This window comes from Deltaproteobacteria bacterium, from assembly GCA_016875225.1.
Lineage (GTDB): Bacteria > Myxococcota_A > UBA9160 > SZUA-336 > SZUA-336 > VGRW01.
On sequence record VGRW01000020.1, the window covers coordinates 18,677 to 44,589 of the forward strand.

The 25,913-nt window shown below is 70.9% G+C and carries 28 protein-coding genes, 2 tRNA genes and 1 pseudogene; 19 read left to right on the plus strand and 12 right to left on the minus strand.

The genetic code is table 11. The features are described from left to right. Position 1: 1 nt before the first annotated feature. Entirely contained in the window at positions 2 to 826 is an 825-nt protein-coding gene (locus FJ108_07225; protein ID MBM4335689.1) for an SDR family oxidoreductase, read from the minus strand. A gap of 45 nt (positions 827 to 871) precedes the next feature. Here FJ108_07225 and FJ108_07230 point away from each other — a divergent pair, with 45 nt between their 5' ends. The 5 genes from FJ108_07230 (at position 872) to FJ108_07250 (ending at position 3,976) form a co-directional block, all read left to right on the plus strand. Beyond that, positions 872 to 1,321 (plus strand): GNAT family N-acetyltransferase, encoded by a 450-nt coding sequence (locus FJ108_07230; protein ID MBM4335690.1) that lies wholly within the window; start codon positions 872 to 874, stop codon positions 1,319 to 1,321. A 38-nt stretch (positions 1,322 to 1,359) separates the two neighbouring features. Next, complete coding sequence (locus tag FJ108_07235; protein ID MBM4335691.1) at positions 1,360 to 2,100, plus strand: 3-hydroxyacyl-CoA dehydrogenase family protein; 741 nt, start codon at positions 1,360 to 1,362, stop codon at positions 2,098 to 2,100. 1 nt (position 2,101) lies between these two features. Continuing rightward, positions 2,102 to 2,677, plus strand: coding sequence for a GNAT family N-acetyltransferase (locus FJ108_07240; protein MBM4335692.1), 576 nt, complete (start codon positions 2,102 to 2,104; stop codon positions 2,675 to 2,677). Next, positions 2,667 to 3,539 (plus strand): rhomboid family intramembrane serine protease, encoded by an 873-nt coding sequence (locus FJ108_07245; GenBank protein MBM4335693.1) that lies wholly within the window; start codon positions 2,667 to 2,669, stop codon positions 3,537 to 3,539. Before FJ108_07240 ends, FJ108_07245 begins: the two co-directional genes overlap by 11 nt. An 80-nt stretch (positions 3,540 to 3,619) precedes the next feature. Next, positions 3,620 to 3,976 carry a hypothetical protein gene (locus FJ108_07250; GenBank protein MBM4335694.1) on the plus strand — a complete coding sequence of 119 codons (357 nt, stop codon included), beginning with the start codon at positions 3,620 to 3,622 and terminating at the stop codon, positions 3,974 to 3,976. A gap of 32 nt (positions 3,977 to 4,008) precedes the next feature. Here the strand turns inward: FJ108_07250 and FJ108_07255 are convergent. Continuing rightward, a pseudogene (locus FJ108_07255) lies at positions 4,009 to 5,667 on the minus strand (universal stress protein). Positions 5,668 to 5,688: 21 nt separating this feature from the next. Further along, a complete protein-coding gene (locus FJ108_07260; GenBank protein MBM4335695.1) occupies positions 5,689 to 6,534 on the minus strand; it encodes an endonuclease in 846 nt (281 codons plus the stop codon). A gap of 91 nt (positions 6,535 to 6,625) precedes the next feature. On the opposite strand from FJ108_07260, the gene FJ108_07265 reads away from it, so the two are divergent. Both FJ108_07265 and FJ108_07270 read left to right on the plus strand, forming a co-directional pair. Further along, positions 6,626 to 7,186, plus strand: coding sequence for a hypothetical protein (locus FJ108_07265; GenBank protein ID MBM4335696.1), 561 nt, complete (start codon positions 6,626 to 6,628; stop codon positions 7,184 to 7,186). Beyond that, on the plus strand, positions 7,183 to 8,043 hold the full coding sequence (locus FJ108_07270; GenBank protein ID MBM4335697.1) for a hypothetical protein: 861 nt from the start codon (positions 7,183 to 7,185) through the stop codon (positions 8,041 to 8,043). Before FJ108_07265 ends, FJ108_07270 begins: the two co-directional genes overlap by 4 nt. Positions 8,044 to 8,066: 23 nt before the next feature. Here FJ108_07270 and FJ108_07275 read toward each other — a convergent pair whose 3' ends face one another. Continuing rightward, on the minus strand, positions 8,067 to 8,630 hold the full coding sequence (locus tag FJ108_07275) for a DUF99 family protein (GenBank protein MBM4335698.1): 564 nt from the start codon (positions 8,628 to 8,630) through the stop codon (positions 8,067 to 8,069). Then, positions 8,627 to 9,868: a 6-phosphofructokinase gene (locus tag FJ108_07280; protein ID MBM4335699.1), complete on the minus strand. Its 1,242-nt coding sequence runs from the start codon at positions 9,866 to 9,868 to the stop codon at positions 8,627 to 8,629. The genes FJ108_07275 and FJ108_07280 overlap by 4 nt, the downstream gene beginning before the upstream one ends. A 72-nt stretch (positions 9,869 to 9,940) precedes the next feature. Here FJ108_07280 and FJ108_07285 point away from each other — a divergent pair, with 72 nt between their 5' ends. Together FJ108_07285 and FJ108_07290 are read left to right on the plus strand one after the other, a co-directional pair. Continuing rightward, complete coding sequence (locus FJ108_07285; protein MBM4335700.1) at positions 9,941 to 10,870, plus strand: AAA family ATPase; 930 nt, start codon at positions 9,941 to 9,943, stop codon at positions 10,868 to 10,870. Positions 10,871 to 10,881: 11 nt separating this feature from the next. After that, positions 10,882 to 11,703: a hypothetical protein gene (locus FJ108_07290; GenBank protein MBM4335701.1), complete on the plus strand. Its 822-nt coding sequence runs from the start codon at positions 10,882 to 10,884 to the stop codon at positions 11,701 to 11,703. 3 nt (positions 11,704 to 11,706) lie between these two features. Here the strand turns inward: FJ108_07290 and FJ108_07295 are convergent, their stop codons facing one another. The 4 genes from FJ108_07295 to FJ108_07310 form a co-directional block, all read right to left on the minus strand. After that, positions 11,707 to 12,870, minus strand: a complete 1,164-nt coding sequence (locus FJ108_07295; protein ID MBM4335702.1) for a right-handed parallel beta-helix repeat-containing protein — start codon at positions 12,868 to 12,870, stop codon at positions 11,707 to 11,709. 16 nt (positions 12,871 to 12,886) lie between these two features. Further along, positions 12,887 to 13,474 carry a hypothetical protein gene (locus FJ108_07300; protein MBM4335703.1) on the minus strand — a complete coding sequence of 196 codons (588 nt, stop codon included), beginning with the start codon at positions 13,472 to 13,474 and terminating at the stop codon, positions 12,887 to 12,889. A gap of 61 nt (positions 13,475 to 13,535) precedes the next feature. After that, positions 13,536 to 14,447 (minus strand): glutathione S-transferase, encoded by a 912-nt coding sequence (locus tag FJ108_07305; protein ID MBM4335704.1) that lies wholly within the window; start codon positions 14,445 to 14,447, stop codon positions 13,536 to 13,538. A gap of 9 nt (positions 14,448 to 14,456) precedes the next feature. After that, positions 14,457 to 15,275, minus strand: coding sequence for a glutathione S-transferase family protein (locus FJ108_07310; protein ID MBM4335705.1), 819 nt, complete (start codon positions 15,273 to 15,275; stop codon positions 14,457 to 14,459). Between FJ108_07310 and FJ108_07315 the strand changes: the two genes are divergently transcribed. Further along, positions 15,222 to 16,079: a hypothetical protein gene (locus tag FJ108_07315; protein ID MBM4335706.1), complete on the plus strand. Its 858-nt coding sequence runs from the start codon at positions 15,222 to 15,224 to the stop codon at positions 16,077 to 16,079. The genes FJ108_07310 and FJ108_07315 overlap by 54 nt on opposite strands. 79 nt (positions 16,080 to 16,158) lie before the next feature. Here FJ108_07315 and FJ108_07320 read toward each other — a convergent pair. Then, positions 16,159 to 16,234: transfer RNA gene (locus FJ108_07320), tRNA-Glu, on the minus strand. 250 nt (positions 16,235 to 16,484) lie between these two features. Here FJ108_07320 and FJ108_07325 point away from each other — a divergent pair. Next, complete coding sequence (locus FJ108_07325) at positions 16,485 to 18,350, plus strand: amidohydrolase family protein (GenBank protein ID MBM4335707.1); 1,866 nt, start codon at positions 16,485 to 16,487, stop codon at positions 18,348 to 18,350. 14 nt (positions 18,351 to 18,364) lie between these two features. Beyond that, on the plus strand, positions 18,365 to 18,691 hold the full coding sequence (locus tag FJ108_07330; GenBank protein ID MBM4335708.1) for a hypothetical protein: 327 nt from the start codon (positions 18,365 to 18,367) through the stop codon (positions 18,689 to 18,691). Between the two features lie 281 nt (positions 18,692 to 18,972). On the opposite strand, the gene FJ108_07335 is transcribed toward FJ108_07330, so the two are convergent. After that, positions 18,973 to 19,046: transfer RNA gene (locus FJ108_07335), tRNA-Gln, on the minus strand. A gap of 36 nt (positions 19,047 to 19,082) precedes the next feature. Further along, positions 19,083 to 20,501, minus strand: coding sequence for a glutamate--tRNA ligase (locus tag FJ108_07340; protein ID MBM4335709.1), 1,419 nt, complete (start codon positions 20,499 to 20,501; stop codon positions 19,083 to 19,085). A gap of 128 nt (positions 20,502 to 20,629) precedes the next feature. Between FJ108_07340 and FJ108_07345 the strand changes: the two genes are divergently transcribed. Genes FJ108_07345 through FJ108_07375 form a run of 7 tightly spaced genes read left to right on the plus strand, consistent with a single transcriptional unit; the run spans position 20,630 to position 25,899 of the window. Continuing rightward, a complete protein-coding gene (locus FJ108_07345) occupies positions 20,630 to 21,205 on the plus strand; it encodes a DUF177 domain-containing protein (protein MBM4335710.1) in 576 nt (191 codons plus the stop codon). 11 nt (positions 21,206 to 21,216) lie between these two features. Beyond that, entirely contained in the window at positions 21,217 to 21,408 is a 192-nt protein-coding gene (locus FJ108_07350) for a 50S ribosomal protein L32 (GenBank protein MBM4335711.1), read from the plus strand. Between the two features lie 30 nt (positions 21,409 to 21,438). Continuing rightward, positions 21,439 to 22,374: an ACP S-malonyltransferase gene (gene fabD, locus FJ108_07355; GenBank protein ID MBM4335712.1), complete on the plus strand. Its 936-nt coding sequence runs from the start codon at positions 21,439 to 21,441 to the stop codon at positions 22,372 to 22,374. After that, positions 22,371 to 23,120 (plus strand): 3-oxoacyl-ACP reductase FabG, encoded by a 750-nt coding sequence (gene fabG, locus FJ108_07360; GenBank protein ID MBM4335713.1) that lies wholly within the window; start codon positions 22,371 to 22,373, stop codon positions 23,118 to 23,120. The genes fabD and fabG overlap by 4 nt, the downstream gene beginning before the upstream one ends. Before the next feature lies 1 nt (position 23,121). After that, on the plus strand, positions 23,122 to 23,367 hold the full coding sequence (locus tag FJ108_07365) for an acyl carrier protein (GenBank protein MBM4335714.1): 246 nt from the start codon (positions 23,122 to 23,124) through the stop codon (positions 23,365 to 23,367). A gap of 34 nt (positions 23,368 to 23,401) precedes the next feature. Beyond that, positions 23,402 to 24,646, plus strand: a complete 1,245-nt coding sequence (fabF, locus tag FJ108_07370) for a beta-ketoacyl-ACP synthase II (GenBank protein MBM4335715.1) — start codon at positions 23,402 to 23,404, stop codon at positions 24,644 to 24,646. 8 nt (positions 24,647 to 24,654) lie between these two features. Continuing rightward, positions 24,655 to 25,899, plus strand: a complete 1,245-nt coding sequence (locus FJ108_07375; GenBank protein ID MBM4335716.1) for a serine hydroxymethyltransferase — start codon at positions 24,655 to 24,657, stop codon at positions 25,897 to 25,899. The last annotated feature ends 14 nt before the right edge of the window (positions 25,900 to 25,913 follow it).

A 25,913-nucleotide genomic window follows, 5' to 3' on the forward strand; every position in this document is an offset into this window, starting at 1 on the left:
CTCACTGGCTCATGTGCCAGCCGCCGTTCGGCGAGAGCACCTGGCCGGTCACGAACTTCGCCTCCTCGCTCGCCAGGTAGACGGCGGCCCAGGCGATGTCGTCGGACTCGCCGAGCCGGTGCATCGGCGTCTGCATCGCGATCAGCCGCTTCATGTCGCCCAGGAACGCGGTCAGGTCGGTGTCGATCCAGCCCGGCGCGATCGCGTTCACGCGGATGTTCCGCGTCACGACCTCGCGCGCGAGCGAGCGCGTGAAGCCGAGGATGCCCGCCTTGGCAGCGCAGTAGGACGCGGCGCCCGCGCCGCCCGCGGTGCCCATGATCGAGCCCATGTTGATGATCGCGCCCGAGAGCTGCGGGTTCATGATCTTGAGCGCCTCGCGCGAGCAGAAGAACGTGCCGTCGAGGTGAACGCCGAGCATGCGGTGCCAGTCCTCGTCGGTCAGGGTCACGGTCGAGTCGAGGTGCGTCGCGATCGGCCCGCCCGCGGCCATCTCCATGCCCTGCGCGAGCTGACGGTCGCGGAACAGCGCGGCGCGCGCGGGATCGCTCTCGACGCCGTTGATGCCGGCGTTGTTCACGAGCACGTCGAGCCGGCCGCAGCGCCGGGCGACCTGCTCGAACATCCGCGCGACCGCGCCCGAGTCCGAGACGTCCGCGGCGATCGCGATCCCGCCCAGCGGCGCGGCGGCCTTCTCGGCCAGGACCGGATCGAGATCGTTGATCACGACGCTCGCTCCCTCCTCGACGAAGCGCTTTGCGATCGCGAGCCCGATTCCGCGCGCCGCTCCGGTGACCAGCGCGATCTTCCCCTGCAGGCGGTTCATCTGCGTCCTCCTTGTCGGTGCGCGCCCATCATGCCACGATCGGGCGTGTCGTTCAGCGCGCGCATCGCCACGCCTGCGGACCTCGACGTGCTGCTTCCGCTGGTGCGCGAGCTCTGGAAGCACGAGCACATGGAATGGCACGAGCAGCGCACACCGGAGGCGTTGTTGCGGCTGCTCGGCGACGCGAATCTCGGCCGGGTCTGGATCTCCGAGGACGCCGGGCGCGCGGTGGGCTACCTCGCGCTCTGCTTCGGCTACAGCCTGGAGTTCTTCGGCCGGGACGCCTTCATCGACGAGCTCTACGTCGCTCCCGCGTATCGGAATCACGGCCACGGCGTGCATCTGCTCGCGACGGTCGAGGCGGCTTGCGCCGAGCTCGGAGTCCGCGCGCTGCACCTCGAGGTCGACCGGGTGAACGAGCGCGCGCGGAACCTGTACCTGCGAGCGGGATTTCGCGAGCACGACCGCTTCCTGATGACGCGGCTGCCGCGCTGATATTCTCGCAGCGAACGACCTTGAGCGGAGGACGGGGCATGACGGAGCTGCACGTCGGTGTGATCGGGGCGGGCGTGATGGGAAGCGGCATCGCGCAGACGCTGGCGGTCGCGGGCTACGAGACGGTCTGCTGCGATTCGGCGCCGGCCGCGCTGGAACGCGCGAAGCTCGGCGTCGTCTCGGGGCGCTTCGGGATGGAGTCGGCGGTCGCGCGCGGGAAGCTCTCGCGCGAGGCGATGGATGCGGCGCTCTCGCGGCTCACCTGGAGTGACTCGCTCGCGATGGCGGCGGTCGCCGACCTGATCATCGAGTGCGTCCCGGAGCGTCTGGAGCTGAAGATCCGGATCTTCCGCGAGCTCGATCGGCTCGCCAAGCCGACCGCGATCCTGGCCTCGAACACCTCCGGCTTCCCGATCGCGGCGCTGGCGGCCGCGACGGATCGCGCCGAGCGCGTGGTGGGCTGGCACTGGGCCTCGCCGCCGTCCGTGATGAAGTTCGCGGAGATCGTCGCGGCCGAGCACACCAGCCAGACCACGATCGAGACCGTCGTCGAGGTCGCGAACGCCTGCGGCAAGAACCCGGTGGTCGTGAAGGACACGCCGATGGCCTGGGGCTTCGTCGCCAACCGTGTCTATTTCGCGATGATTCGCGAGGCGCAGCGGGTCGTCGACGAGGGCGTCGCGACGCGCGAGCAGGTGAACGCGCTCATGGTGGACTGCTTTCGCTGGCCGGTCGGCCCGTTCGCGATGGTGGAAGGCGCGCGGAGCGGCTGGAAGTGAGATCCGGTTGATCGCGGCGCGAAGCCTCGAGGGGCGGTCGGTGCGGCTGCGGCCGCTCCGCGTCGAGCACGCCGAGCTCGAGGCGGGCTGGCTCTCCGACGCAGAGGTGCGTCACTGGCTGCACCGCTCCGAGGACGGCCCCGAGCAACGGACCCGGACCTCCGTGGCGCGCAAGATCGCGGAGGGGCTCGCGAGCCCGCTCGATCTGCGCTTCCTGATCGAGACCGCCGAAGGCGTTCCGATCGGCCAGGTGGCGCTGCTCGGCATCCATCCGCACGGTCGCGCGGAGCTCTCGATCCTGATCGGCGAGCGCGAGTACTGGTCTCGCGGTCTCGGCGCCGACGCGATCCGGTGTCTGGTCGGCTTCGCCTTCGCCGAGCTCGGCCTGCGCCGCGTGATGCTGATCACCGATGCCGACAACGCCCGCGGCATCCGCTGCTACGAGAAGTGCGGCTTCCGCCACGAGGGCGTGCTTCGCGCCCACCGGCTGCGCAACGGCGCGCCGATCGACATGCTGGCGATGGCCGTGCTGCGCGGCGAGCTGCGCGGCGTCGCGGGCGAGCCCGGTGGAGGCTAGCGGCCCCGAGCTCCGGCTGGAGGCCGCGAGCCGCGCGCAGGCCGAGGCGTGGGCGCTCGTGCTCGCCGCCGAGGGCATTCCACACGCGCTGGTCGCGAGCGAGGGGCGCTTCGCCGTCGCGATCGACGTGGACTTCGGCGCGCGCGCCGAGGCGCTGATCGCCAGCTGGACCCGCGAGAACGAGCCGCCCGCGCGAGCCGCGCCCGAGCCCGAGCCCGACCTGCCGACGAACGCGGGAATCTGGATCGGGCTCGCGCTCGCCGCGTTCTTCGCGGTCACGGGGGCCTGGAGCGAGACCAGCCCCTACTTCGCGCGCGGAACCGCCGACGCGCGGCGGATCGTGAACGGCGAGCTCTGGCGCAGCGTCACCGCGCTCACGCTGCACTCCGACGCCGCGCACGTGCTGGGCAACGCATTCTCGTGTGGGGTCTTCGGAACGCTGCTGCTGCGCCGCTGGGGCGTGGGGGTCGGCGCCTGGATCCTGCTCGGCTCGGGCACGCTCGGAAATCTCGCGACCGCGCTCTGGCACGGCTCACAGCACCGATCGGTCGGCGCGTCGACCGCGCTCTTCGGCGCGATCGGCGCGCTCGCCGCCACCGAGCTGGTGCGCCGGCGGCGCCAGAAGCTCGGCTGGAGCCGCGCCTGGCTGCCGCTCGCGGGCGGAACAGGGCTGCTGGCGATGCTCGGCACGGGCGCCGGCAGCGACCTGACCGCGCACGCGCTGGGTCTGCTCGCGGGCGCTGCGCTCGGCCTGCTCTCGGCGCGCGCGATCTCGGAGCGCCCGCCGGCGACCGCGCAGGCGGCGCTCGCGTTCGGTGCGATCGGCGCGATCGCGCTGGCCTGGTTCGCCGCGCTCGCCTGATTCAGGCGGGATCGGGGCGCGTCTTCAGCGTCACGACCGGCAGCTGCGAACGGCGCAGGACGCGCTCCGCGGTGCTGCCCATGAGCACGTGCGCAAGGCCCGTGCGCCCGCGCGTGCCCATCACGATCAGCTCGGCCCTGGCGGTCTGCGCGGCCTCGAGAATCGCCGTATCGGCGCGGCCGCTCGCCACGATCGTCTCGACGGCGCAGCCCGCGATCGAGCTCCGGATCCGCTCGAGCTTCTCGCGCGCGGAGCGATCGAGCGCCTTCTCGATCGCCGCGCGCGTGAGCTCTGCGCTGCCCGACAGAAGCGGGGGGATCTCGCAGCTGTGCTGGACGATCAGGGTCCCGCCGGTCTTCTCCACCAGCAGGCGCGCCCAGGCCAGCGCGAGGTCGGCGTCCGGCGAGAAGTCGCTGGGCACGAGCACGCGGCGGTAGAGGCCGGGCGCGGGCGAGTCCGCGTGCGCCGTCAACACCGGACTGTGTGCGCAGCGCGCAACGCGCTCCGCGACGCTGCCGAAGACCGCGTGCGCGACGCCCGTCCTGCCGCGGGTGCCGGTCGCGACGAGATCCGCGGCGATCTCGTCCGAACGCGCGCAGATGGCGGTCGCGGGCTCCTCGGTCGAGCTCGAGGTCGTGACCGACACGCCCTCGGCCCCGAGTCGCGCGGCGAGCGCCTCGAGCTGCTGCGAAGCCTGGTCGCGCGCTTCCTGGAGCCAGTTCGGAGACATTCCGGTCGCGACCGCGGCGACGAGATACGGAGGGATGTACGCCGAGCTGAACAGCTCGATTCGCGCAGAGAGGAGCTTGGCCAGCGCACAGGCGTGCGCGAGAGCGCGTTCGGCGTGCTCGGAGAAATCCGTCGCGACCAGGAACGTGCTCACGGTCTGGCTCTCCCGGGCTGGCTCGCATCGACGAGCTGGCGCAGCTCGCCGAGGCGCCGCTCGACGTCGGGCGGAACGGTTGCGCCCGATGCGCCGCCGAACGCCAGCACAGTGTACTGCTCGAGCACCACGTAGGCCTTCTCCGCGAACGGCCCGCCGGGATCGGTGCGGATCGAGCTCTCGAGGTGCTGCTCGGTCTCCGACACCCAGCTTCCCTGCTCGAGCCGCGCTTCGATCGCGCCCAACAAGTAGTAGGCCTCGGCCAGCTCGGCGCGCGAGGAGGAATGGCGCGCGACCAGGCGGTGCAGGTCGCTCGAGGCCGAGAGGTCGTAGACCAGCGCCGCGCGATCGGCCGGGAACTCGGAGAGCGTGCGGCCGCGCTCGAGCTGCGCGCGCGCGCTGGCCAGCGTCGGCTCCGCCTTTCCGGATCCGGCGATCTCTCCGAGCTGCGCGATCCAGGCGCGCACGTCGCTGGCGAGGTAGCGCGGCATGTCGGGACGAGCGGCCAGCTTGGCGAGCGTGCCGCGCGCCCGCTCGAAGTCGCGCTGAACGCGGATGCAGACGACCAGGTACGAGAGGAGCTCGCCGTCGAGGTCCAGCTCCGCGGGCGCGAGCGACGGGTCGGCGAAGCGCGACTCCCAGAGCGAGAGGGCCGGATCGAACTGCCGGGTCGCGACGTACAGGCGGGCCCGGGCGCGCGGCTCGAGCGTCGCAACGGCCGGATCGGCCGTGAGCTTCTCCGCGAGCGGAAAGTCGCGCGCCTTGGGCAGCCGGGAGTGGCAGGCGACACAGTTCTCGGTCAGCTGCGAGACGTAGAACTGGGCTTCGACCATGCGCCCGAGCGCGAAGCGCTGGCGGATCTCGGCGACGTCGCGGGAGAGCGAGCGCGAGATCTGTCCGAATCCCGGGTCGCGCGCGCCCGTGTGCCGCTCGACGTCGCTCGACGCCGCGGCCAGCGTCGAGAGCCAGGCCTCGATCCGGGGCCGCGCCGCGGGGGAGGCGAAGCGCTCGTCGTCGAGGCTCATGGGGAGCAGCTGCGAGAGCGCCTCGAAAACCTGTCCCATCGTCGCGCGCAGGCGGGCGGCCTCTTCGGCGTCCGCGGCGGACGCGGCGAGCGCGCCGGACGGGGCCGAGATCGCGAGCGCGAGGAGCAGCGAAGAAACTCTCATGGACATCCCTCTCCCTCCCTTGCCGAGAGTTGTAGTAGCGGACTCGCGAACGCGCGCGAGAGTGGCGATCGGCCACACTCGCAGCGGAGAGCCTTCGCTAGTCGGGCTTGATCTCGATCTTCGCGACCACCGGAAGGTGGTCGGAGGCGCGTCGGGCCGCGGCGCTCTGGTGCGTGCGGACGTGTGTCACCAGCACGCCGCGAGCGTAGATCCGGTCGAGCGCGAGCACCGGCCGCGCCGCGGGCCAGGTCGGCGGCCAGGCCTCGTTGTGGTGCCGCTGGGTGAGCTCGTCCTCGAGCCTGCGGGTCGCGGGGCAGCGGCGCCAGGCGTTCATGTCGCCGAGCAGGACGGTCGGCCCCTGGAGTTGAGGGTGATCGAGGAGCTGGTGGACCTGCCGCTCGCGCGTCCGGTCGACGAGCGCCAGGTGGGTGGCGACCACCGACACGTGGTTCTCGTCGCGCGCGAACTGCGCGGCGATCGCGGAGCGGCGCTCCAGGCGCGAGGCGGAGAGGTCGAGCGTGAAGACCGAAGTGAGCGGCCAACGGGAGAGGATCGCGTTGCCGAGCTCGCCTCGGCGGTGCACGCGCGTGGAGACGAAGGCCAGGTACAGCCCGAGTGAGTCCGCGAGCTGCGGCAGCGGATCCTCGGCCTCGAACGGCCGCAGGGCCTCCTGGAGCGCGATCACGTCGCTGTCGAGCTCCGCGATCACCTCGGCAGCCATCTCTGGCGCCCATGCGGTGCCCCCGCGCGGGCCGGTCCAGCGGTGGACGTTGTAGGTCGCCACCTCGAGCACGTCGCTCGGGCCGGGGCTCTCGCGCGGCTCGCCGGGCGCCAGCACCGAGGCCAGGTACGGCACGCGGGCCTGCAGGCGACTGCGCCGCTCCGCGAGCGGGTCCCGCTCGCGCTTCGATCTCGATCCCAGGATTCGCACGGATTTCTTCATCGTCCGACCGGCGACGATAGGTTACGCCGGGCAGGGGTGCCCGTCGCGAGATCCCGTGGCATGGTTGGGGCGAACGGAAGGAGATCTGTGCATGTCCGATGAGCTGGAGCGGCGCCGGCGCGCGCTCGAAGAGGCGTTCTTCAACAAGTACAACGACGAGCTGCTCGCGAAGCTGCGCGCCAAGGAAGCGGCAGCGCAGCGGAAGAAGGGGCTGGCCGAGAAGACCGGCATCCGCGACGAGAAGGTGCTCGACGATCTTCTCGGCGCTGGCGTCGAGCCGGAAACCCTGGCGGCGCTGGCGCTCGCGCCTCTGATCCTGCTGGCGTGGCGCGACGGCGTGCTCGAGGACCGCGAGCGGAACGCGATCCTGCGCGCCGCCGACGAGCAGGGCGTCTCGCACTCCGGCACCGCGTACCAGCTGCTCGAGAAGTGGCTGAACGAGCGCCCGGGCGACGAGCTCGTCGCCGCCTGGAAGGGCTACGTCGGGGCGCTGCGAACGAATCTCTCCGCGCCCGCCTACGCGGCGCTGCGCAAGGACATCCTCGACCGCACCACCAAGGTCGCGCGCTCCGCCGGGGGCTTTCTCGGCTTCGGCCGCGTGACCAAGGAAGAGAAGGAGCTGCTCGCGCGAATCGAGGCCATCCTGGCGTGATCAAGAACGTGAAGGAGCGCGTCTGGGCGTTCGACCTCGAGTGGGTCCCCGATCCGCTCGCCGGCCGCCTCCTTCACGGCATTCCGGACTCGGTCGAGTCGCCGCGCGAGATCATGCAGGCGATGTGGCGCGCGGGCGGCGCGAGCGACGAGGACCCGACGCCGTTCCTGAAGACCGTGCTGTGCCGGATCGTGTCGATCGCGGTCGTCGAGCGGCGCGTGAAGGGCGAGGACGAGGAGCCGACGCTCGCGCTGCTCTCGCTGCCGCGCGACCCGCGCAGCGACGACGAGGCGCGCGAGGCCAGCCTGGTCGCGACCTTCCTCGAGGCGGTCGGAAAGCACCGGCCGCAGCTGGTCGGCTTCAACTCGCAGGACTCCGACCTCAAGATCCTGATCCAGCGCGGTGTCATCCTGGGCGTGCAGGCGGCGGGGTTCGCGCGCCGGCCCGAGAAGCCCTGGGAGGGGATCGACTACTTCGCGCGCGGCAGCGACTGGAACGTCGACCTGAAGGAGATCCTCGGCGGCTGGGGCAAGTCCGTCCCGTCGCTGAACGAGATCGCCGTGCAGGCGGGAATCCCCGGCAAGCTCGGCGTCGACGGAAACGACGTCGCCGAGATGTGGCTGCGCGGGCGGCTCGCCGAGATCGTGGCGTACAACGAGTTCGACGCGCTCACGACCTATCTGGTCTGGCTGCGGATGGCGCACTTCGCGGGCTTCTTCACCGCCGAGCAGTACGCGCGCGAGCAGCAGCACGTGCAGGCGCTGATCGAGCGCGAGAGCACGACCGGCGGCAAGCCGCACCTGGCGCGGTACCTGAAGGAGTGGGATCGGCTGCGCGCCGCGATCGCGACGCGCTAGCGCCAGGCGCCACGCGCTCCGGCCTAGACGCGGCCGTGCGACTCGCCGCGCACCCACGCGGTCGCGATCAGGTGCGCGATGCGAAGCGGCTCGGGGAGCTTGGCCTTGCCCTGGGTCGCGCGCAGCAACTCCAGCGCCTGCTCCGGATCGCAGCCCGCGTGCGCCAGGTAGAGCCCGTCGTCGGTGCGCAGCGCCGCCGGCGATCGCTCCGCGATTGGAAAGCGCTCGAGCAGGTTCGCGGCCGCGAGCGCCTGCTGCAGCCGGGCGTTGTCGGGCGGGCGCCGCGTCACGACCAGGACCGGCGTCGCGAGCGCGTCCGACAGCGCGCGCACGTCGATGATCCCGAGCCCGGCGAACGTGATCCCGCCGAGCGCGATCGCCTGCAGCGAAGCCGCCGCGCGCAAGGCCCCGATCCACTCGATCAGGAACTCGGTCGCGCCCGCGCCGTCGACCGGGAAGTCGCTGCGCGCGACCGCTTCGAGCAGGCTCGCGCCCTCGCAGAGCGCGCCCACCACCGGCACGCGCTCGCTCTGGCCCTTCACGAACGGCCCCTCGTCGATGCCGAGCACGTGCGGGCCTCGCTTCATCCCCCGAAGCGCGCGCGCAGATCGGCCGCCGTCGTCTTGCCCGCGTCGGCGAGGGTCTGCAGCCAGAGCGGGTCGGCCAGGTCCGTGGGGCCGAGCCGGATCATGTACTGGCGCGCGACGGCGTACGACTCGGAGCGCATGTCGACCAGGCGCACGCGCGTGCGGCCGGTCTTCGCGTCCATCAGATCGGCGAACGGCATCGCGACGATCTTGCCGTCCTGGCGCGTGATCATGCAGGAGCTTCCGCCCTCGAGGATCGTGCGCGCGGCGCCGTAGCCGAGGTCGCGCGTGTACTCGCTGTCGAACGGGATCGGGTCCGCGCAGCGCAGCTCGTAGCCGATGTCCTTGGCGACGAGCTTGACCGAGATGCCGCGCGCGGCAAAGCGCTCGCGAAGCTCGTTCTTCAGCACGTTGCCGAGCGGCAGCTCGGAGAGCCGCACGTGGCCGTGGTCGTCGCGCTCCGCCGTCTCGATGCCCTCCAGGTCGGCGGGGTCGAGCAGCTCGGCGATGCCCTCCGCGAGCACGACCGTGCCGTTCTCGTCGCCGAGCGCGCGGCGCTTGATGATCGAGCCCTCGATCACGTCGGCCAGGCGCGCGAGCTTCAGCCGCTCGCCGGCGAACTCCTCGGGGATCAGAGTCAGCGTGGCACCCGCGGCCTTGCCGATGCCCAGCGCCAGGTGCCCGGCCTTGCGGCCCATCGCGACCAGCAGGTACCAGCGGCTGGTCGCGCGCGCGTCCTCCATGATCGTCTCGACCAGCGACACACCGACGTGTCGCGCCGTCTCGAAGCCGAAGGTCACGATCCCGCCCGGGAGAGGCAGGTCGTTGTCGATCGTCTTGGGCACGTGCACGACCGAGAGCCCGCCGCCGGCCTGTGCCGCGACGCGGCTGGCGGAGAACGCCGTGTCGTCGCCGCCGATCGTCACCAGCCAGCGCACGCCGAGCTCGCGCAGCGACGCGACCACGTTGTCGAGCTTTCGCGCGTCCTTGGTCGGATTCGAGCGCGAGGTGCGCAGGATCGACCCGCCGCGGAAGTGGATGCGCGAGACGTCGCGGATCTCGAGCGGGGCCACCTTGGAGGTGTCGAGCTCGGCCAGGTGCTGGAAGCCGTCGAGCACGCCGAGCACGCGGACGCCCCGGTTTCGCGCCTCGATCGTGGCGGCCGAGATCACGCCGTTGATCCCGGGGGCCGGTCCGCCACCGACGAGCAGGGCCAGGGCTTGCGAGTTGTCCGTCATGCGTGGACCGTGCCCCAGGCGGATCGGGGGCACAAGGCTCGCCGACAACGTCTAGAATGGGCCGGCGAGGGGATGCGAGCCATGAACGAGATCGAGCGCAAGCGGGCGGCGAACCTGTGGGAGCCGTTCGTGCGGAAGTTCCCGCCGGTGGCGAAGTCCTGCGATTTCACCGCGTCGCCGGAGATCGGCTTCGGCGACATCGGCGGCTTGGAAGAGGCGAAGGACGAGCTGCTCACCTACGCCTGCGCCGCGACCGACCCCGACGTCTACGAGCGCTGGGGCACGTTCCCTCCATCGGGCCTGCTGCTGATCGGCCCGAACGGCTCGGGCAAGACGCTGCTCGCGGCGGCGCTCGCCACGCGCACCGAGACACCGTTCCTGGTGATTCGCGCCCCGCGACTTGCGCTGCAGATCCTGCACGCGGGCGGAAAGATCGGCGACCTGCTCCAGGCCTGGCAGGAGACGCTGGCCGAGATCCGGCGCATCACCGTCTACTTCGACGAGCTCGACTTCGCGCACGACCCGTCGCTCGGTGCGCCGCGGCCCGACCTGCCGGCCTCTCAGCTCGGCGATTTCCTGCTCGAGCTGATCGACGTCACGATCGGCGTGACCGAGACGCTGATGCTGGGCTCGACCAGCCGGCCCGACACGCTCTCGCCGATCTACTTCGAGCCGGGCCGGTTCGAGCGGATCGTCTCGGTGAATCCGATCGTGCCGGGCGACGTGATTGCGGCGATGGCGATCCACTCGATGGCGGCCGAGAAGCGCGCCGGGCGCAAGCTCTTCGAGAGCGTCGATTGGACGCGCGTGATCGAGCAGAATCGCGAGTCCTCGATCGGGAACTGGGTGCGGCTGGTGCACGCGGTGCTGCGCCGGAAGGCGCGCTGCGACGCCGCCGACGACAAGCCCGGCGTGGTGACGACCGAGGATCTGATGAGCGAGGTCGCGCGCTTCAAGAAGGCGACCGGCCGGCTGCCGGTCGCGAGCGGTCGCTACCTGTAGACGGGAAGGCGATGCTCCTGATTGCAGTTCTTCTGGGGCTCGTCGCCGGCGATCCGGCGTCCGCTAGCGCCGATTGGCGGCCGATCGCTCCCGGTGTGGAGTCATTGCGGATCTCGATCGAGCCGTCCGATCCGCGCGGCGCAGCCCGGATCGTCGTGGTCCGGGTCGATCCGCGCTCGTTCGAGCTCGTGCTCGTCGGCCAGGCCGCGACGGGTGAATCGACCGGGCTCTCGGCGCGGGAGTGGGCGCAGGGCCACGAGCTCGCGATCGCGACGAACGCGGGGATGTTCGGCCAGGACTACACGACGCACGTGGGGTACATGGAGTACCGCGGGAGGATCGACAGCAGCCGGATCAACCCATACCAGTCGGTCGCGGCATTCGACCCGCACGACCCGGCGAAGCACCCGCCGTTCCGGATCTTCGACCTCGACGAGCCGGGCGTGAGCGTCGCGAGCATCCGCAAGGACTACGCGTCGCTGCTGCAGAACCTGCGGCTGATCAAACGCCCGGGTGTGAACCGCTGGAGCGAGCAGGACCAGAAGTGGAGCGAGGCGGCGCTCGGCGAGGACGAGGCGGGGCGGATCCTGTTCGTGTACGCGCAGACGCAGCACTCGATGCCGGATCTGGTGCGCGTGCTGCTCGCTTCCGGAATCGGGATCGTCGCGGCGCAGCACCTCGAAGGCGGGCGCCTGGCGCAGCTCTACCTGAAGCTCGGCGACGTCGAGCTCGAGCTCTTCGAGGGGAGCGAGACCGCGTCGGGCAAGACCCGAGCCACGGCCTGGCCGATCCCGAACGTGCTCGGCGTCCGGCGCAGGGCGGCCGCGAAGTAGCGGCTAGCGCCGCTCGTACGCACCGACGTCGTAGCCGGCGCCCTGCGGCCGCGGGTTTCCGTCGTGGTCGAACGGCGCCGCGTCGAGCGGCTCGCCGGCGTCGATCGCCGCGCTCGACTCCATGAGCCGAACGTCGAAGGTGGCGGCGTCGAGCACGCCGGGATCGACGTTCACGAGATTCGAGGAGATCACGGTGGCCTCGCCCGCGTCGAGGATCGCCGATGGATTCGCGAAGACCAGGTTGTTGCGGATCTCGGTGTCGACCGCGCCGTCGTTCACGTCGATGCCCGCGCCCTTCTGGGAGAAGACGGTGTTGTTGTAGACGCGCGCGCGACGCGCGGTTCGCCCGATCTGGACACCGACGCGATTGCCGAAGATCACGTTGTTGAGCGCGATGTTCTCCTCGCCGCTCGAGAGGATCACTCCCGCGCCGCGCCGGCCGATCCGCGCGTTGTCGTAGATGCGGCTGTTCCGCACCACGTTGCGATCGGCGTCGCTCGCGTCGCCGTCGTACACGTGCACGCCCCAGCCGGCGTTGCGGTACACGTCGCAACCGTCGATCAGGTTGTCGGCGCCGGTGATGTACAGCCCGTGGTCGAAGTCGCTGCGTCCGTTGTCGTGAACGCGCAGGCGCAGGAACTCGTTGTGGTGGCCGCCGACGAGGATTCCCTGGCGGCGCGCGTTCATCACCTCGGAGTTCTCGATCCGGATGTGGTGGGACGCGTTGCTCGGGCCGAACGTCGACCAGGTGATCTTCACGCCATCGAACTTCACACTGCGCGCGTCGAGCACCAGCCCGCGAAACACGATGAAGCTCGCCTCCGGACGGGCCAGCGTGATCACGCGCGGCGTGCCCTTGCGAGGCCGGAGCACGACGGTGTCGCCGGGCCAGGCCGCGATCGTGAGCGCGTCCGCCCAGGAGGTGCCGCCCTGGATCGGCCCGTCCTCGGTGCTCACGCCCTCCGCGTACACTCCCGCGTGCAGGTAGATGGTGTCGCCGGCGCGCGCCGCGTCGAGGCCGCGGCGGATGGTTCGGAACGGCGCAGCGGCGTCTCCCGGCGCTTGATCGTCTCCGTTCGTCGCGACGTGGAGCTCGGCGGCCGCTGCCGGACGCGCGGCCTGCAAGAGCAGCAGAGCTGCGGCGATTCCAATCCCGACTCGTCCCATGGCGTGAGCAATCAGGCTAGTCAAGCTCGACTCGCTCCACGAGCACGAGCTCGCACGCGCCGGCTCCGGAGTCTCCGCGGGAGAGTGAGCTGCGCCACTTCCAACCGTCGCTCGCGCGCGCCTCGATCAGCCAACCGGCGAGCCGCACCAGGTTGCCGCGCCGGGCGTCCAGAAGCGTCGCGCGCACGTCGTCGTCGAGCGGAACCATGTGCATGTTCGCGCTGTGCCGCGAGATCTCGCCCGGCGCGATCATCGGCTCGCGACTCCACCAGTGGAAGAAGCGCCCGCCCTGCGAGATGTCGAGTGTGTCGATCACGGCGTTGGCCGACATCGGCCCCCAGCCCAGCGCCAGGTCCACCGGCGCGAGCTCCGCCTCGCGGTCGAACCGGTAGCGCTCCGCGGACAGCACCCGCGCCTCGAGCTCGAAGCGCGCGAGCGCCTGCACGTCGTACCCGCCGAGCCGCCAGTGTGGTCCTTCGGTCAGGTTCTGCTGGACCGGCTCGCCGGGCGCGAGCACCCCCGGCGACCGCGCGATGGGACGCGCGTCCCAGACGGCGTATCCGACCCAGACCACGGCCAGCAGCGCCACGAGATATCGCGCCATGCCTCGAAGTATCGGTGCCCGGGCGGGACGGGTTTAGGACGCCCGTCACACGAAGACGGCATCACGCGGGAACGACCCAGAACCCGGCGCGCGGGAAGTGCACCACGACCTCGGCGACGTCGGGATGCTCGCGGCGGATCGCGATCTCGTGAGCCGAGGACGCGACCAGCACGCCCGAGACCGGGTCCTTGCCGTAGTCGTCCGGAACGACGCTGACTCTCTGCCCGGGCACGAGGTTGTTGGGCTCGTTCGGATCGACCTGCTCGCGCGTCGCCGGCGTCGCGGCCAGGGCCACCGCGATCGCGGCTTCCGGCGCCATCGGCTCGGGCCGGCCGTAGCCGAGCGCCTTCATCCGCGCGGCCCAAGCGCGCACGCGTGCGAACTCGCGGAGCAGCGGCTCCGCCACCTGCGGTACGAAGCTCGTGAGGAACCAGATGTTCATGTGGGCCTGCGCGTCGAGCACGCTCGGCGTTCCGGTGAGGAAGTCGCCGTTTTTCGCGAGCTGCTCCTCGATGAAGCCGGTGTGGGCGCGGAACTGCTCGCGCATGATCGGAACGGCGCGCGCCATGCGCTCGGTGTCGAACGGCGCGCCCGACAGAGCCTCGCGGTCCTTCTTGAAGTCCTCGCCGACCGAGTCCTCCAGCGCCGAGAAGATCAGCGGGATTCCCGCCGCAAAGAAGGCGCGATCGGCCCAGAAGCCGAGCGGCGCCGAGAGGCCGTTCGCTTCGGATTTCGGGCCGGGGAAGCGCCGCTCGATCTCGCGAAGAATGAGCTGGCTGTCGCAGTACACGTCGGCGCCGATCTGCAGCACGGGGATCTTGCGGTAGCCGCCGGTCAGCGGGATCAGGTGCGGCTTGGGCAGGATGGTCGGCTGCTCGACGGAGCGCCACGCGATGCCCTTCATGCCGAAGACGTTGCGCACCTTCTCGCTGAACGGCGACGTCCAGTAGTGGTGGAAGATGATCTCCGACATCGCGCCGCCCTACTTGAACTCGAACGAGAACCGGATCGAGCGGTTCTTCATGCCGTCGAGCACGATCTCCGCGCCGCCGGAGCGCATCATCCACTCCAGCCGGTGGTCGCGGTACTCGCGTTTGAACAGGCCCTGCTTCACCAGCGCCGCCACGTCGGTCATCGGGATCTTCACGTTGCGGATGTCCTCGACACATCTCTGCACGCTCGGCCGCTCGTTCGCGCGCGCGTGCCACGCTTCGAGCTTCGAGCCCTTCGCCGGGCCGTGGAAGGAGCTAGCGCCGTTCACGAACGGGATGACGGCGAGGTCGCCCCAGCCGAAGGCGTCGCCGCCAAACCAGGGACGGTCGCCGAGCTGGCGCTCGAGCCAGGTGTGCATTCCGTCGAGCTGCTCTCTCGCGCGCGCCTGCAGCTCTTCGGCCTTGCGGCCCTCAGCGCGCCGGAACACGCCGACCTCGCCCATCGCCCAGGTGATCGCCTCGTACTGCGTGTCCATCACGTCTTCGAGCGTGCGCGCCCGTGCGCGCGCGAAGGGATCGCTCGGCAGGAGCGCCGGATCCGGCCAGCGCTCCTCGATGAACTCGCAGATGATCGTGGAGTCGAAGAGCGTGAAGCCGCCGTCCACCACCAGCGCGGGCACTTCCGCGCGCGGATTCGCCGCGAGAAACGCGTCGTCCGCCTGTCCACTGCCGATCGCGTTCGGCATGCCCGCCTCGAACGGCACTCCCTTCTCGTGCAGCGCGATCTTGCACTTCTGCGCGTACGGGCTGAACGGATGGTCGTAGAGAAACAGGGCCAAGGAGTCCTCCGTCGGTGCTTCACTCGCCATCGTAACAGGGTCCGCTCGGCGTTCTCGGATCATCTCCGGGTCGAAGCGTTCGTATTCACACAACTTCGACAGACTTCGGATTCCCGCGGGCGCGCAGTTCGCGTAGCCTCGACCGCCGTGACCGAAGCCGGCGCGCGAATGACTCTCGGCCGCATGCAGAACCCAGTGCGGGGCTTGCTCCACGGCGCGGCGGCGCTGGTGTCGATCGCGGGCGCGGCGCTGTTGTGGATGCACAGCTCCGGCGACCTCTCGACGCGCACCTCACTGCTCGTCCTCGGGCTGACCCTCGTGGGCCTCTACACCGCGAGCAGCCTGTACCACTCCGTGCCGTGGCGTCCGCTCTGGAAGCAGCGCCTGCAGCGCCTCGATCACGCCATGATCTTCCTGCTGATCGCCGGCACCTTCACCCCGGTGGCCGTGATCGTGCTCGAAGGCGCGCTGCGCACCGTCGCCCTCTCCGCCGTCTGGGGCATCGCCGCACTTGGCGCCGCGCAGAAGCTCTTCTGGCCCCGTTTGGGGCACGCCTGCTCGGTGTCGCTGCAGGTGCTGCAGGGATGGCTCGCGCTTCCCCTGCTGCTGCCGCTCTCGGACCGGCTCTCGGGCCCGGCCCTCGCGCTGCTCGTCGCGGGCGGCCTGCTCTACACCGTCGGCATGATCGCGTATGCCACGCAGCGCCCGCGTCTCTGGCCGCGCGTCTTCTCCTACCACGAAGTCTTCCACGTCTTCGTCGTCGCCGGCAGCGCCAGCCACTGGATCATGGCCTTCGCCTACATCGCGCCCTACGCGCGTCCGCTCGCGGGCTAGCCGCGGCCCGCGGCGTCGGGGTTCGCCCCCGTCGCCGCGATTCCCGAGCGGACCCAGCGACACCGAATCGCGTAAGTCTTGGTGGTCCCTACGGGAGTCGAACCCGTGTCTCCAGGGTGAGAACCTGACATCCTAGGCCACTAGACGAAGGGACCGACCAGAGGTCGCGCAGATTAGGTGGGGTGGTGGCGGGCGTCAACCAGAGGGGCGCCGATCCGGCGGCTGCGCGCGCGCTGGAGCCCGGACTTCGCGCGGCTAGCATGGTGGCCGAAGAGGCGAAGAGGGGAGGGCGATGGGCGAGAGCGACGAGGTGGGGCAGCCGATCACGGGGCTGCGGCGCGGGGCGGTCGGCGAGAACGTGTTCCTCTGCGGGGATCCGGCGCGCGTGGCGCGGATCGCGAAGTCGTGGTCGAACGTGCGCGAGGTGCTGAACCTGCGCGAGTACCGCGTGGCCGTGGGGGAGCGCGACGGCGTCCGGCTCGCGGCGGCGTCGACGGGGATCGGCGCGCCGAGCACGGCGATCCTGGTCGAGGAGCTGGCGAAGATCGGCGTGCGGCGGATGATCCGGGTCGGGAACAGCGGCGGGCTGCAGCCGGAGCTTGGACTCGGGGACCTGGTGATCACGACCGGCGCGGTTCGCGACGACGGCACCTCGCGCAGCTACGTGCAGCCGGAGTATCCGGCGGTGGCGGACTGGTCGGTCGTGGCGGCGCTCGTCGCCGCGGCGCGCGCGCGCGGCGTGCGACACGCAGTCGGCGTGACCTGGTCGCTCGACGCGTTCTACGCGCGGAACGGCGTGCTCGAAGCGGACGGGACGATCGGGACGATGAGCTTTGCGGGGTACCGGCCGCCGGGGCTCGCGGAGAGCATCTCGCAGATGCGCGCCGCGCGGGTGCAGAACTGCGAGATGGAGAGCGGGATCCTGCTGACGCTGGCGGGGCTGTTCGGGCTTTCGGCCGGATCGATCTGCGTGGTGTCGGATCGCGCGCCGTGGCCGGGGCCGGCCGAGCTCGACATCGACAAGAACATGGACGCGTGCATCGGCGTGGCGACCGACGCGATGATCGCGCTGGCGAAGGGCGCGTGACGGTCTCGCTCTGGGCCGCCTCCGCGCTGCTGCCGGAGGGCGAGCGGGCGCGCGTGCGCGTGCGCTGCGAGGCGGGCCGGATCGCGTCGATCGAGACCGGCGTCGATCCGCGCGCCGGCGACGTGCGACACGAGAATGCGACGCTCGCGCCGGGCCTCGTCGACCTGCAGGTGAACGGCGGCGACGGCGCGAGCTACGACGACGCCGACGCCGCGACCCGCGCGCGCGCGACCGCCTACCACCTGCGCTCCGGCACGACCGGCCTGCTCGCGACGCTGGTGACCGCTCCGCTCGCGCACCTGGAGCGAGCGCTCGCGCGGCTGCGCGCAGACGTAGCGGCGGACGGGCCGGTGCTCGGCATCCACCTCGAGGGCCCGTTCCTGGCCGAGCCCAAGCGCGGTGCGCACGCGGGCGCCGACCTCTGCGATCCGACACCGGATCGTGTCGAGCGGGTGATCGCCGCGGCCCGGCCCGCGCTGCGCATGGTCACGCTCGCGCCGGAGCGCGCGGGCGCGCTCGAGGCGATCTCGAAATTCGCCGCGAGCGGCGCGGTGGTCGCGGCCGGCCACTCGCTGGCCACGCTCGCGCAGCTTCGCGAGGCGATCCCGCGCGGCCTCTCCTTCGTCACCCACGTCGGAAACGCGAGCGACTGGCCGAGCCGGCCCTTCGACGCGCAGGCGGGTTTCAGGCGCAGCGAGCCGAACGTCGTCGGCGCGTTCCTGGTCGAGCGCCGGCTTCGCGGCAGCGTGATCCTCGACGGCCACCACCTGCACCCGGAGCTCGCGCGCGCGCTGGTCGAGCTTCGCGGGCCGGAAGCCGTGGCGCTGGTCTCGGACTCGACTCCCGCCGCGGGGCTTCCCCCGGGCCGGTACCGGATGGGCGGGCTCGACGCCGAGATTCGCGCCGAGGGCTACGCGACGACCGGTGAATCGCTGGCCGGAAGCGTCGTCACGCTGCTCGACTGCGTTCGCGCGGCGGTCCGGCTGGCGGGTATTCCGCTCGCGACCGCGCTGCGAATGGCCAGCGCCACCCCAGCCGCGGTGCTGGGGCTCTCGGACAAGAAGGGCAGCCTTCTCGCGGGCGCGGACGCGGACCTGCTGGTTCTCGGACCCGCTCTCGAGCTCGAAGCGATCTACCGAATGGGCGTTCAAGTGCGCGCGGCTGCAGGCCGATCGGGTCGGTGACGCAGGAGGACCCCATGCGCAAACTGATCCGCTCTACGTTCGCAGCCGTTGCACTCGTCGCCGCTCTCGGGCTGGTTCCGAGCCACGCGGGCGCCGTCGGCTACGAGGATTCGCTCGACGACTGCGCGTACCCGAAGGTTTTCGACGCGCTCGTGATGCGGCCGCTCTCGTTCGCGACCATGCTCGTCGGTGCGGGGAGCCTGGTCGCCTTCGCCCCGATCTGGCTGCCGGTCGTGAACAAGGACACACCGCAGTTCGCCTCGATGATGGTCGTGCCCGCGGCGAAGTTCGCGTTCGTGCGGCCGCTCGGGCAGTGCGTCGCGGTCTCCTCGGGCTACTGACCCGACGCCCTCCGCGGCACGGACCCTTGAAACACAAGAAGCGGGAGACCCGGGATGAACCCCGGATCTCCCGCTCTCGTGTTTTGGAGGGAGAGTCAGATCGGAAGACCGTACCCGGGGGGCCCGCGAGCTTCGACCGGTAAGGAGGGTGGGAGTCTGACCGGCCTACCGCGTCCGGCTTGCGCCTTCTGCGGGCTCGCGGACCCGGGTGGGTGCGTGTCGCCGATCGTTACGACGCCGGCCCCGCGGGGCCTATTCGATGGGGCGCCGACGGGGCGCCGTGGTTGGCGGACTAGGATTCGAACCTAGATTAACGGGGCCAGAACCCGTCGTCCTGCCGTTAGACGATCCGCCAGAGCCGGCTCGCAATATACCGGGCGATTGCCCGGGCTCAATGGATCGCCGCGAGAGCGTCGGCCAGGCGGGCGATCGAGCGCTCGTGGCCGAGCACCTCCAGCGTCTCGAAGATCGGCGGGCTCACGGTCCCTCCCGTAATCGCGACGCGCACCGGCTGTGCGAGCGCGCCGAGCTGCAGGCCGTGCTTCTCGATCACGGCGTGGAAGGCCGACTCGAGCGCGCCGCGCTCCCAGCTCGGAACTTCCGCGAGCGCCGCGCGAAGCTCGCCGAGCGCCGCTGTGATCTCGGGGCGCAGGAACTTCGCGCTGGCCTTCGCGTCGCGCGTGAGCTCGTGCACGAAATAGAAGCGCGCGAGCTGCGCCATCTCGACCAGCGTCTTGCTCCGCTCGCGCAGCAGGTCGACGAGTCTTCGCAGCCCCTCGTCGACCGTCACGGGCGCGCCGGCCTCGGCGTCGAGGAAGCGCTGCAGGTGGCCGAGCAGCACCTCGCGCGGGAGCGTCTTGATGTAGTGCTGCGAGAGCCAGAGCAGCTTGTCGTCGTGAACCTGGGAAGGCGACGAGCCCACGCCCTCCAGCGTGAAGAGCTCGACGAGGTCCTTCTGAGAGAAGATCTCCAGATCCCCGTGCGACCAGCCCAGGCGCGCGATGTAGTTCAGCACCGCTTCGGGCGTGAAGCCGCGGTCGCGGTAGCTCTGGACCGAGACAGAATCCTGTCGTTTGGAGAGCTTCTTCCCGCCCGGCTCGACCAGGAGCGGCACGTGCGCGAAGAGCGGGGCTTCCCAGCCGAGCGCCTGGTAGAGCAGCAGCTGCCGCGGCGTGCTGGTCATGTGCTCGCGGCCGCGGATCACGTGCGTGATGCCCATGTCGTGGTCGTCCACGACGACCGCGAAGTGGTAGATCGCGGACCCGTCGCTCCGTGCGATCACGAAGTCGTCGAGCTCGCTCGCATCTTCGCCGGCGGGGCCCGAGATCAGGTCGTCCCAGCGCGTGAGGCCGCCGACGTCGGGCACGCGAAGCCGCACGCAGAAGGGCCTGGCGCTGTCGGCGCCGATGTTCCGGCTGCGGCAGCTTCGGTCGTAGCGGGGCTTCGCGCCCTGCGCCTTCGCGCGCTCGCGCATCGCCTCGACGTCCGCCTCGCTGCAGGTACAGCGGTAGGCGTGGCCGTTCGCGAGCAGCTCGTCGACCGCCTCGCGGTAGCGAGCGCCGCGCTCGGACTGGCGCGGGTTCCCGGCGAACCCGGGCACCGGATCCCAGTCCAGGCCGATCCAGGCCAGCGCCTCGAGCACGAGCTTTTCGGACTCGAGCGTCGAGCGCTCGCGGTCGGTGTCCTCGATGCGCAGCAGGAAACGGCCGCCGTGGTGGCGCGCGAACGCCCAGCTGAACAGCGCCGTGCGCGCGCCGCCGATGTGGAGCGCGCCGGTCGGGCTCGGAGCGTAGCGGGTGACCACCGTCATGGGCCGGGAATCTACGCGAAGTCCCGCGCAGCCGCAGGCGCGCGTTGACAAGCCCGGAGGCGAGGCGTAATCGTCCCGGAAGCTCGTCGGACCTGCGACAAGTTCGCGTCGGGGCGGGGGATTTCCGCATGGCCGGGCTCCACATCCGGATCCAGAGCATCGACGAGACCCCGCGGCCGTTCCAACTCGTCTCCGACGCCGCTTTCTGGGAGGGCATGCGCACGGCCTTCCGGGACCGCGAGGCCGAGCTGGTCGAGCCGTTCGTGGCCGAGGTCGAGGCCTACCGCCTGGGAATGCGGCTGCTCTTTCGCGGCAGGATCACAGGCACCGGGCGGTTTCTCTGCTCCCGCTGCGGCGAGCCGATCGCGATCGCGTTCTCGGAGCCGCTGGAACTCCTGCTCGAGCCCGCGCAGAATCCCGCGTCGATTCCAGAGGGTGGAATCGAGCTGGACGCGGAGGACCTGGAGCTCGGGCGATATGCGGGTGACGAGCTAGACTTCGCCCCCGTCATTCAGGAGATCGTGGCGCTCGCCTGGCCGGTGCAGCCGCTCTGTTCGGAGGACTGCGCCGGGCTGTGTCCGATCTGCGGAGCAGTGCGGAGTCGGCAGGTCTGCTCGTGCGAGACTCGCCAAACGACTCGGCCCTTCGCCGGCCTTGGCCGGCTGCTCGAGGAATCCGGGAAGAAGGTCCGCAGGGGCACGTAGGAGATCGATTCATGGCCGTACCGAAGAAGAAGATGTCCAAGTCGCAGACCCGCCAGCGGCGCGCACACGACGCGCTCGGCGAGCCCGCGCGCTCGACCTGCTCGAAGTGCGGGGCCGTGAAGCTGCCGCACCGCGTCTGCAAGGAGTGCGGTCACTACCGCGACCGGCAGATCGTCGAGGTCGCGGCGGAGGAAGAGGTTTAGGCCTGGTCCGTCCAGGCCCGAGCTGCGCGGATGCTGGCCGTCGTCTTCCCGGGGCAAGGGTCACAGGCCATCGGCATGGCGATGGACTTCGTGCGGGCGCACGCCGAGGCGCGCGCCGCCATCGACGAAGCCGACGCGGCCTTCGGCGGCGGGCTGCGCCAGCTGCTCGAGAGCGGGCCGGAATCGGAGCTCGCCCGCACCGAGATCACGCAGCCCGCGATCCTCGCCGCGTCGATCGCGATCTGGCGCGTCGTGGAGCCGCGCCTGCCCTGCCAGCCTCTGCTCTTCGCGGGGCACAGCCTTGGTGAGTATTCGGCGCTGGTCGCTTCGGGCGGGCTTCCGCTGGCGGACGCGATCCGGCTGGTGCGACGGCGCGGGGCGCTGATGCAGGAAGCGGTTCCCGCAGGCGAGGGCGCAATGGCCGCGGTCGTGGGTCTGGACCCGGCCGAGGTCGCGCGGATCTGCGCCGAGGTGGACGGCGTGGTCGCGCCCGCGAACTTCAATTCCCCGGTCCAGACCGTGATCGCGGGCCGACACGCGGCGGTGTCGACGGCCTGCGAGCGAATGACGGCCGCCGGTGCCAAGCGGGTGGTCGCGCTCGACGTCTCGGCGCCATTCCACTGCGAGCTGATGGCGCCCGCGATGGAGAAGCTCGCGCCCGAGCTCGAGGCCGCGCGCTTCTCCGCGCTGCGGATTCCGGTGGTCTCCAACGTCGATGCCGAGCCCTACGCGGACGCGGCGACCGCGCGCTCGAGGCTTCGCGAGCAGGTCTGCGCGCCGGTGCGCTGGGTCGATTGCGTGAAGCGGCTGATGTCCGCCGGTGCGAAGCTCGAACTCGAGGTCGGTCCGGGAAAGGTGCTCTCGGGGCTCGCCGCGAAGATCGACCGCAGCTTCGCGCGCGCGAACGTGGAGAAGCTCGAGGATCTCGATCCGGCGCTCGCGCGCGCTGCTGAGGCCTGCGCATGACCGATCTCTCGCTCGCCGGCAGGGTCGCGCTCGTGACCGGCGGCTCGCGCGGCATCGGCCGCGCGATCGCGAGCGAGCTCGCGCGCGCCGGCGCGATCGTCGAGTTCACCTACGTTTCGAATCCGGCCGCCGCGGCCGAGACCGAGAAGGCGATCGCCGAGGCAGGCGGCCGCGCCCGCGGGAGCCTCTGCGACGTCTCGAACCACGAGGCCGTCGAGGCGCTCGTGGCGAAGGTCGTGCAGGAGCACGATCGCCTCGACATCGCGGTCAACAACGCGGGCATCACGCGCGATCAGCTGATCCTGCGCATGAAGCCGGAGGACTTCGACGCGGTGCTGGCCACGAATCTGCGCGGCGCGTGGAGCGTGTGTCGCGCGGTGGTGCGGCCGATGATGAAGCGCAGGGCCGGCCGGATCATCAATCTCTCGTCGGTGGTCGCCGAGATGGGCAACGCCGGCCAGACCAACTACGCCGCGAGCAAGGGCGGGCTCGAGGCGCTCACGCGCTCGCTCGCGCGCGAGATCGGCAGCCGTGCGATCACCGTGAACGCGGTGGCTCCGGGCTTCATCGAAACCGACATGACGAGCGAGCTTTCCGAGCAGGTGCGGTCCGCGCTGCTGGAACGCATTCCGCTCGGCCGGCTCGGCTCGGTCGCCGAGATCGCCGCCGTCGTCCACTTCCTGGCGAGTGACGCGGCGGCCTACATCACCGGCCAGGTAATCCACGTGAACGGGGGGCTGGACTGATATGGCGGTCGAGGACAAGATCCGGGAGATCATCATCGAGCAGCTCGGCGTCGCCGCCGAGGAGGTCGTTCCCGAGGCGTCGTTCATCGACGATCTCGGCGCCGACTCGCTCGACATCGTCGAGCTGGTGATGGCGATCGAGGAGGAGTTCGGGCTCGAGATCCCGGACGAGGACGCCGAGCGCATGCAGAACATCGGCGACGCGATCAGCTACGTGGAGGAGCGCACGGCGGAGCGGGACGACTAGGCCGATGCCGCGCCTCACCTCGCGCACGATCGATCTGAACCGCGTGGTGATCACGGGGATGGGAACGCTGAATCCGCTCGGAAACGACGTTCCGACCAGCTGGAGCGCGCTTCTGAAGGGCGTATCCGGCATCCGCCCGCTCGAGGGCTTCCAGGTCGACGACCTGGCCGTCCGCTTCGGCGGGCAGATCCGCGGCTTCGATCCCGAGAGCGTGCTCGAGAAGAAGGACGCGCGCCGATACGACCCGTTCCTGCAGTTCTCGATGGCGGCCGCCGTCGAGGCGATGACCGACTCGGGCTGGGTGGTGCCACCCGAGCGCTGCGAGCGGACCGGCGTGCTGATCGGCTCGGGAATCGCGGGGCTCGCGACCATGCTCGAGGACTGCGAGACGCTGGTGACGCGCGGCCCGCGCCGGGTCTCGCCGTTCTTCGTGCCCTACACGATCGCGAACATGGCCTCGGGCATCGTCTCGATGCGCTACGGCGCGCGCGGCCCGAACACATGCGTGGTCACGGCCTGCACCACGGGCACGCACGCGATCGGCGACGCCTTCCGGATCATCCAGCGCGGCGAGGCGGACGTGATGATCGCGGGCGGCGTCGAGGCGCCGGTGAATCGGCTCGGACTCGCGGGCTTCGCGAGCATGCGCGCGCTCTCGACACGAAACGACGATCCGCAGCGCGCCAGCCGCCCGTTCGACCGCGGCCGGGACGGCTTCGTGATCGCCGAGGCGGCGGGCGTCGTCGTGCTCGAGAGCCTTGCGCACGCGCTCGCGCGCGGCGCGCGGATCCACGCCGAGGTCGTCGGCTACGGAATGTCCGGAGACGCGAACCACATGACCGCGCCGCCCGAAGACGGGATCGGCGCGCAGCTCTCGATGCGAGCGGCGCTTCGCGACGCGGGGCTTCGGCCCGAGGACGTCGCGTACGTGAACGCGCACGGCACCAGCACCGAGCTGAACGACAAGATCGAGAGCCACGCGATCCGGCAGGTCTTCGGAGCTCACGCGGCAAAGCTCGCGGTATCCTCGACGAAGTCGATGACCGGACACGCGCTCGGAGGAGCAGGCGGAATCGAGGCGATCTTCTGCGCGCTGACCGTGGCGCAGGGCAAGATCCCGCCGACGATCAACTACACCGACCCCGACCCCGAGTGCGATCTCGACTACGTGCCCAACGTCATGCGCGAGGCTCCGGTGCGCGTGGCGATCTCGAACTCGTTCGGCTTCGGCGGGACGAACGGCACGCTCGCGATCGCGCGCTGGGACGCGGAGCCGTAGGGGGAAACGTGAAGCTTCTGCATTCGGATCCGGAGATCGCCGCGGTGATCGCGCGCGAGGTGGAGCGCCAGCAGTCGGGGATCGAGCTGATCGCGAGCGAGAACTTCACCTCGCCCGCGGTGCTCGAGGCGATGGGCACCGCGCTCACCAACAAGTACGCCGAGGGCTACCCGGGCAAGCGCTACTACGGCGGCTGCGAGTTCGTGGACGAGGCCGAGTCGATCGCGATCGAGCGCGCCAAGCGCCTGTTCGGATCCGAGCACGCGAACGTCCAGCCGCACTCCGGCTCGAACGCGAACATGGCGGCGTACTTCGCGCTGCTCGAGCCCGGCGACCGGATCCTGGGCATGGAGCTCTCGCACGGCGGGCACCTCACGCACGGCTCGCCGGTGAACTTCTCGGGCCGCTTCTTCGAGTTCGTGCGCTACGGCGTCGTGGGCGCGGACCAGCGCATCGACTACGACCAGGTGCGGCGGCTCGCGCGCGAGCACCGGCCCAAGCTGATCCAGACCGGCTACAGCGCCTACTCGCGCACGATCGACTTCGCGGCCTTCGGCGCGATCGCGCGCGAGGTCGGCGCGGTGCTCTTCGCGGACATCGCGCACATCGCGGGGCTGGTCGCGGCGGGCGTGCACCCCTCGCCGGTCGGACACGCCGGGGTCGTCGCGACGACCACGCACAAGACGCTTCGCGGCCCGCGTGGCGGCATGGTCCTGTGCGATCGCGGCCATGCCGAGGCGATCGACAAGGCCGTCTTCCCGCAGACGCAGGGCGGCCCGCTCGAGCACGTGATCGCGGCCAAGGCGGTGGCCTTCGCCGAGGCGCTGCGCCCGGAGTTCAAGGACTACGCCGCGCAGATCGTGCGCAATGCGCAGGCGCTCGCCGAAGCGCTGCTCGCGCGCGGCTTCACGCTGGTCTCGGGCGGCACCGACAACCATCTCTTCGTGATCGACTTCAGCGAGCGCAACATCACCGGCAAGAAGGCGCAGGACGCGCTGGACCGCGCGGGCATCACGACCTCGAAGAGCACGGTGCCGGGCGAGAAGCGCTCGCCCTGGATCACCAGCGGCCTCCGGGTCGGCACGCCCGCGGTCACCACGCGAGGCATGCGCGAGCCGGAGATGCGCGAGATCGGCGGCTGGATCGCCGACGTGCTCGAGCGGCCCGAGGACGAGGCGCTCGCCGCGCGGATCCTCGGGCGCGTGGCGGAGCTCGGGCGGCGCTTCCCGCTGCCGTACCAGCCGCCGGCCTGACGGGACGAGGGGCC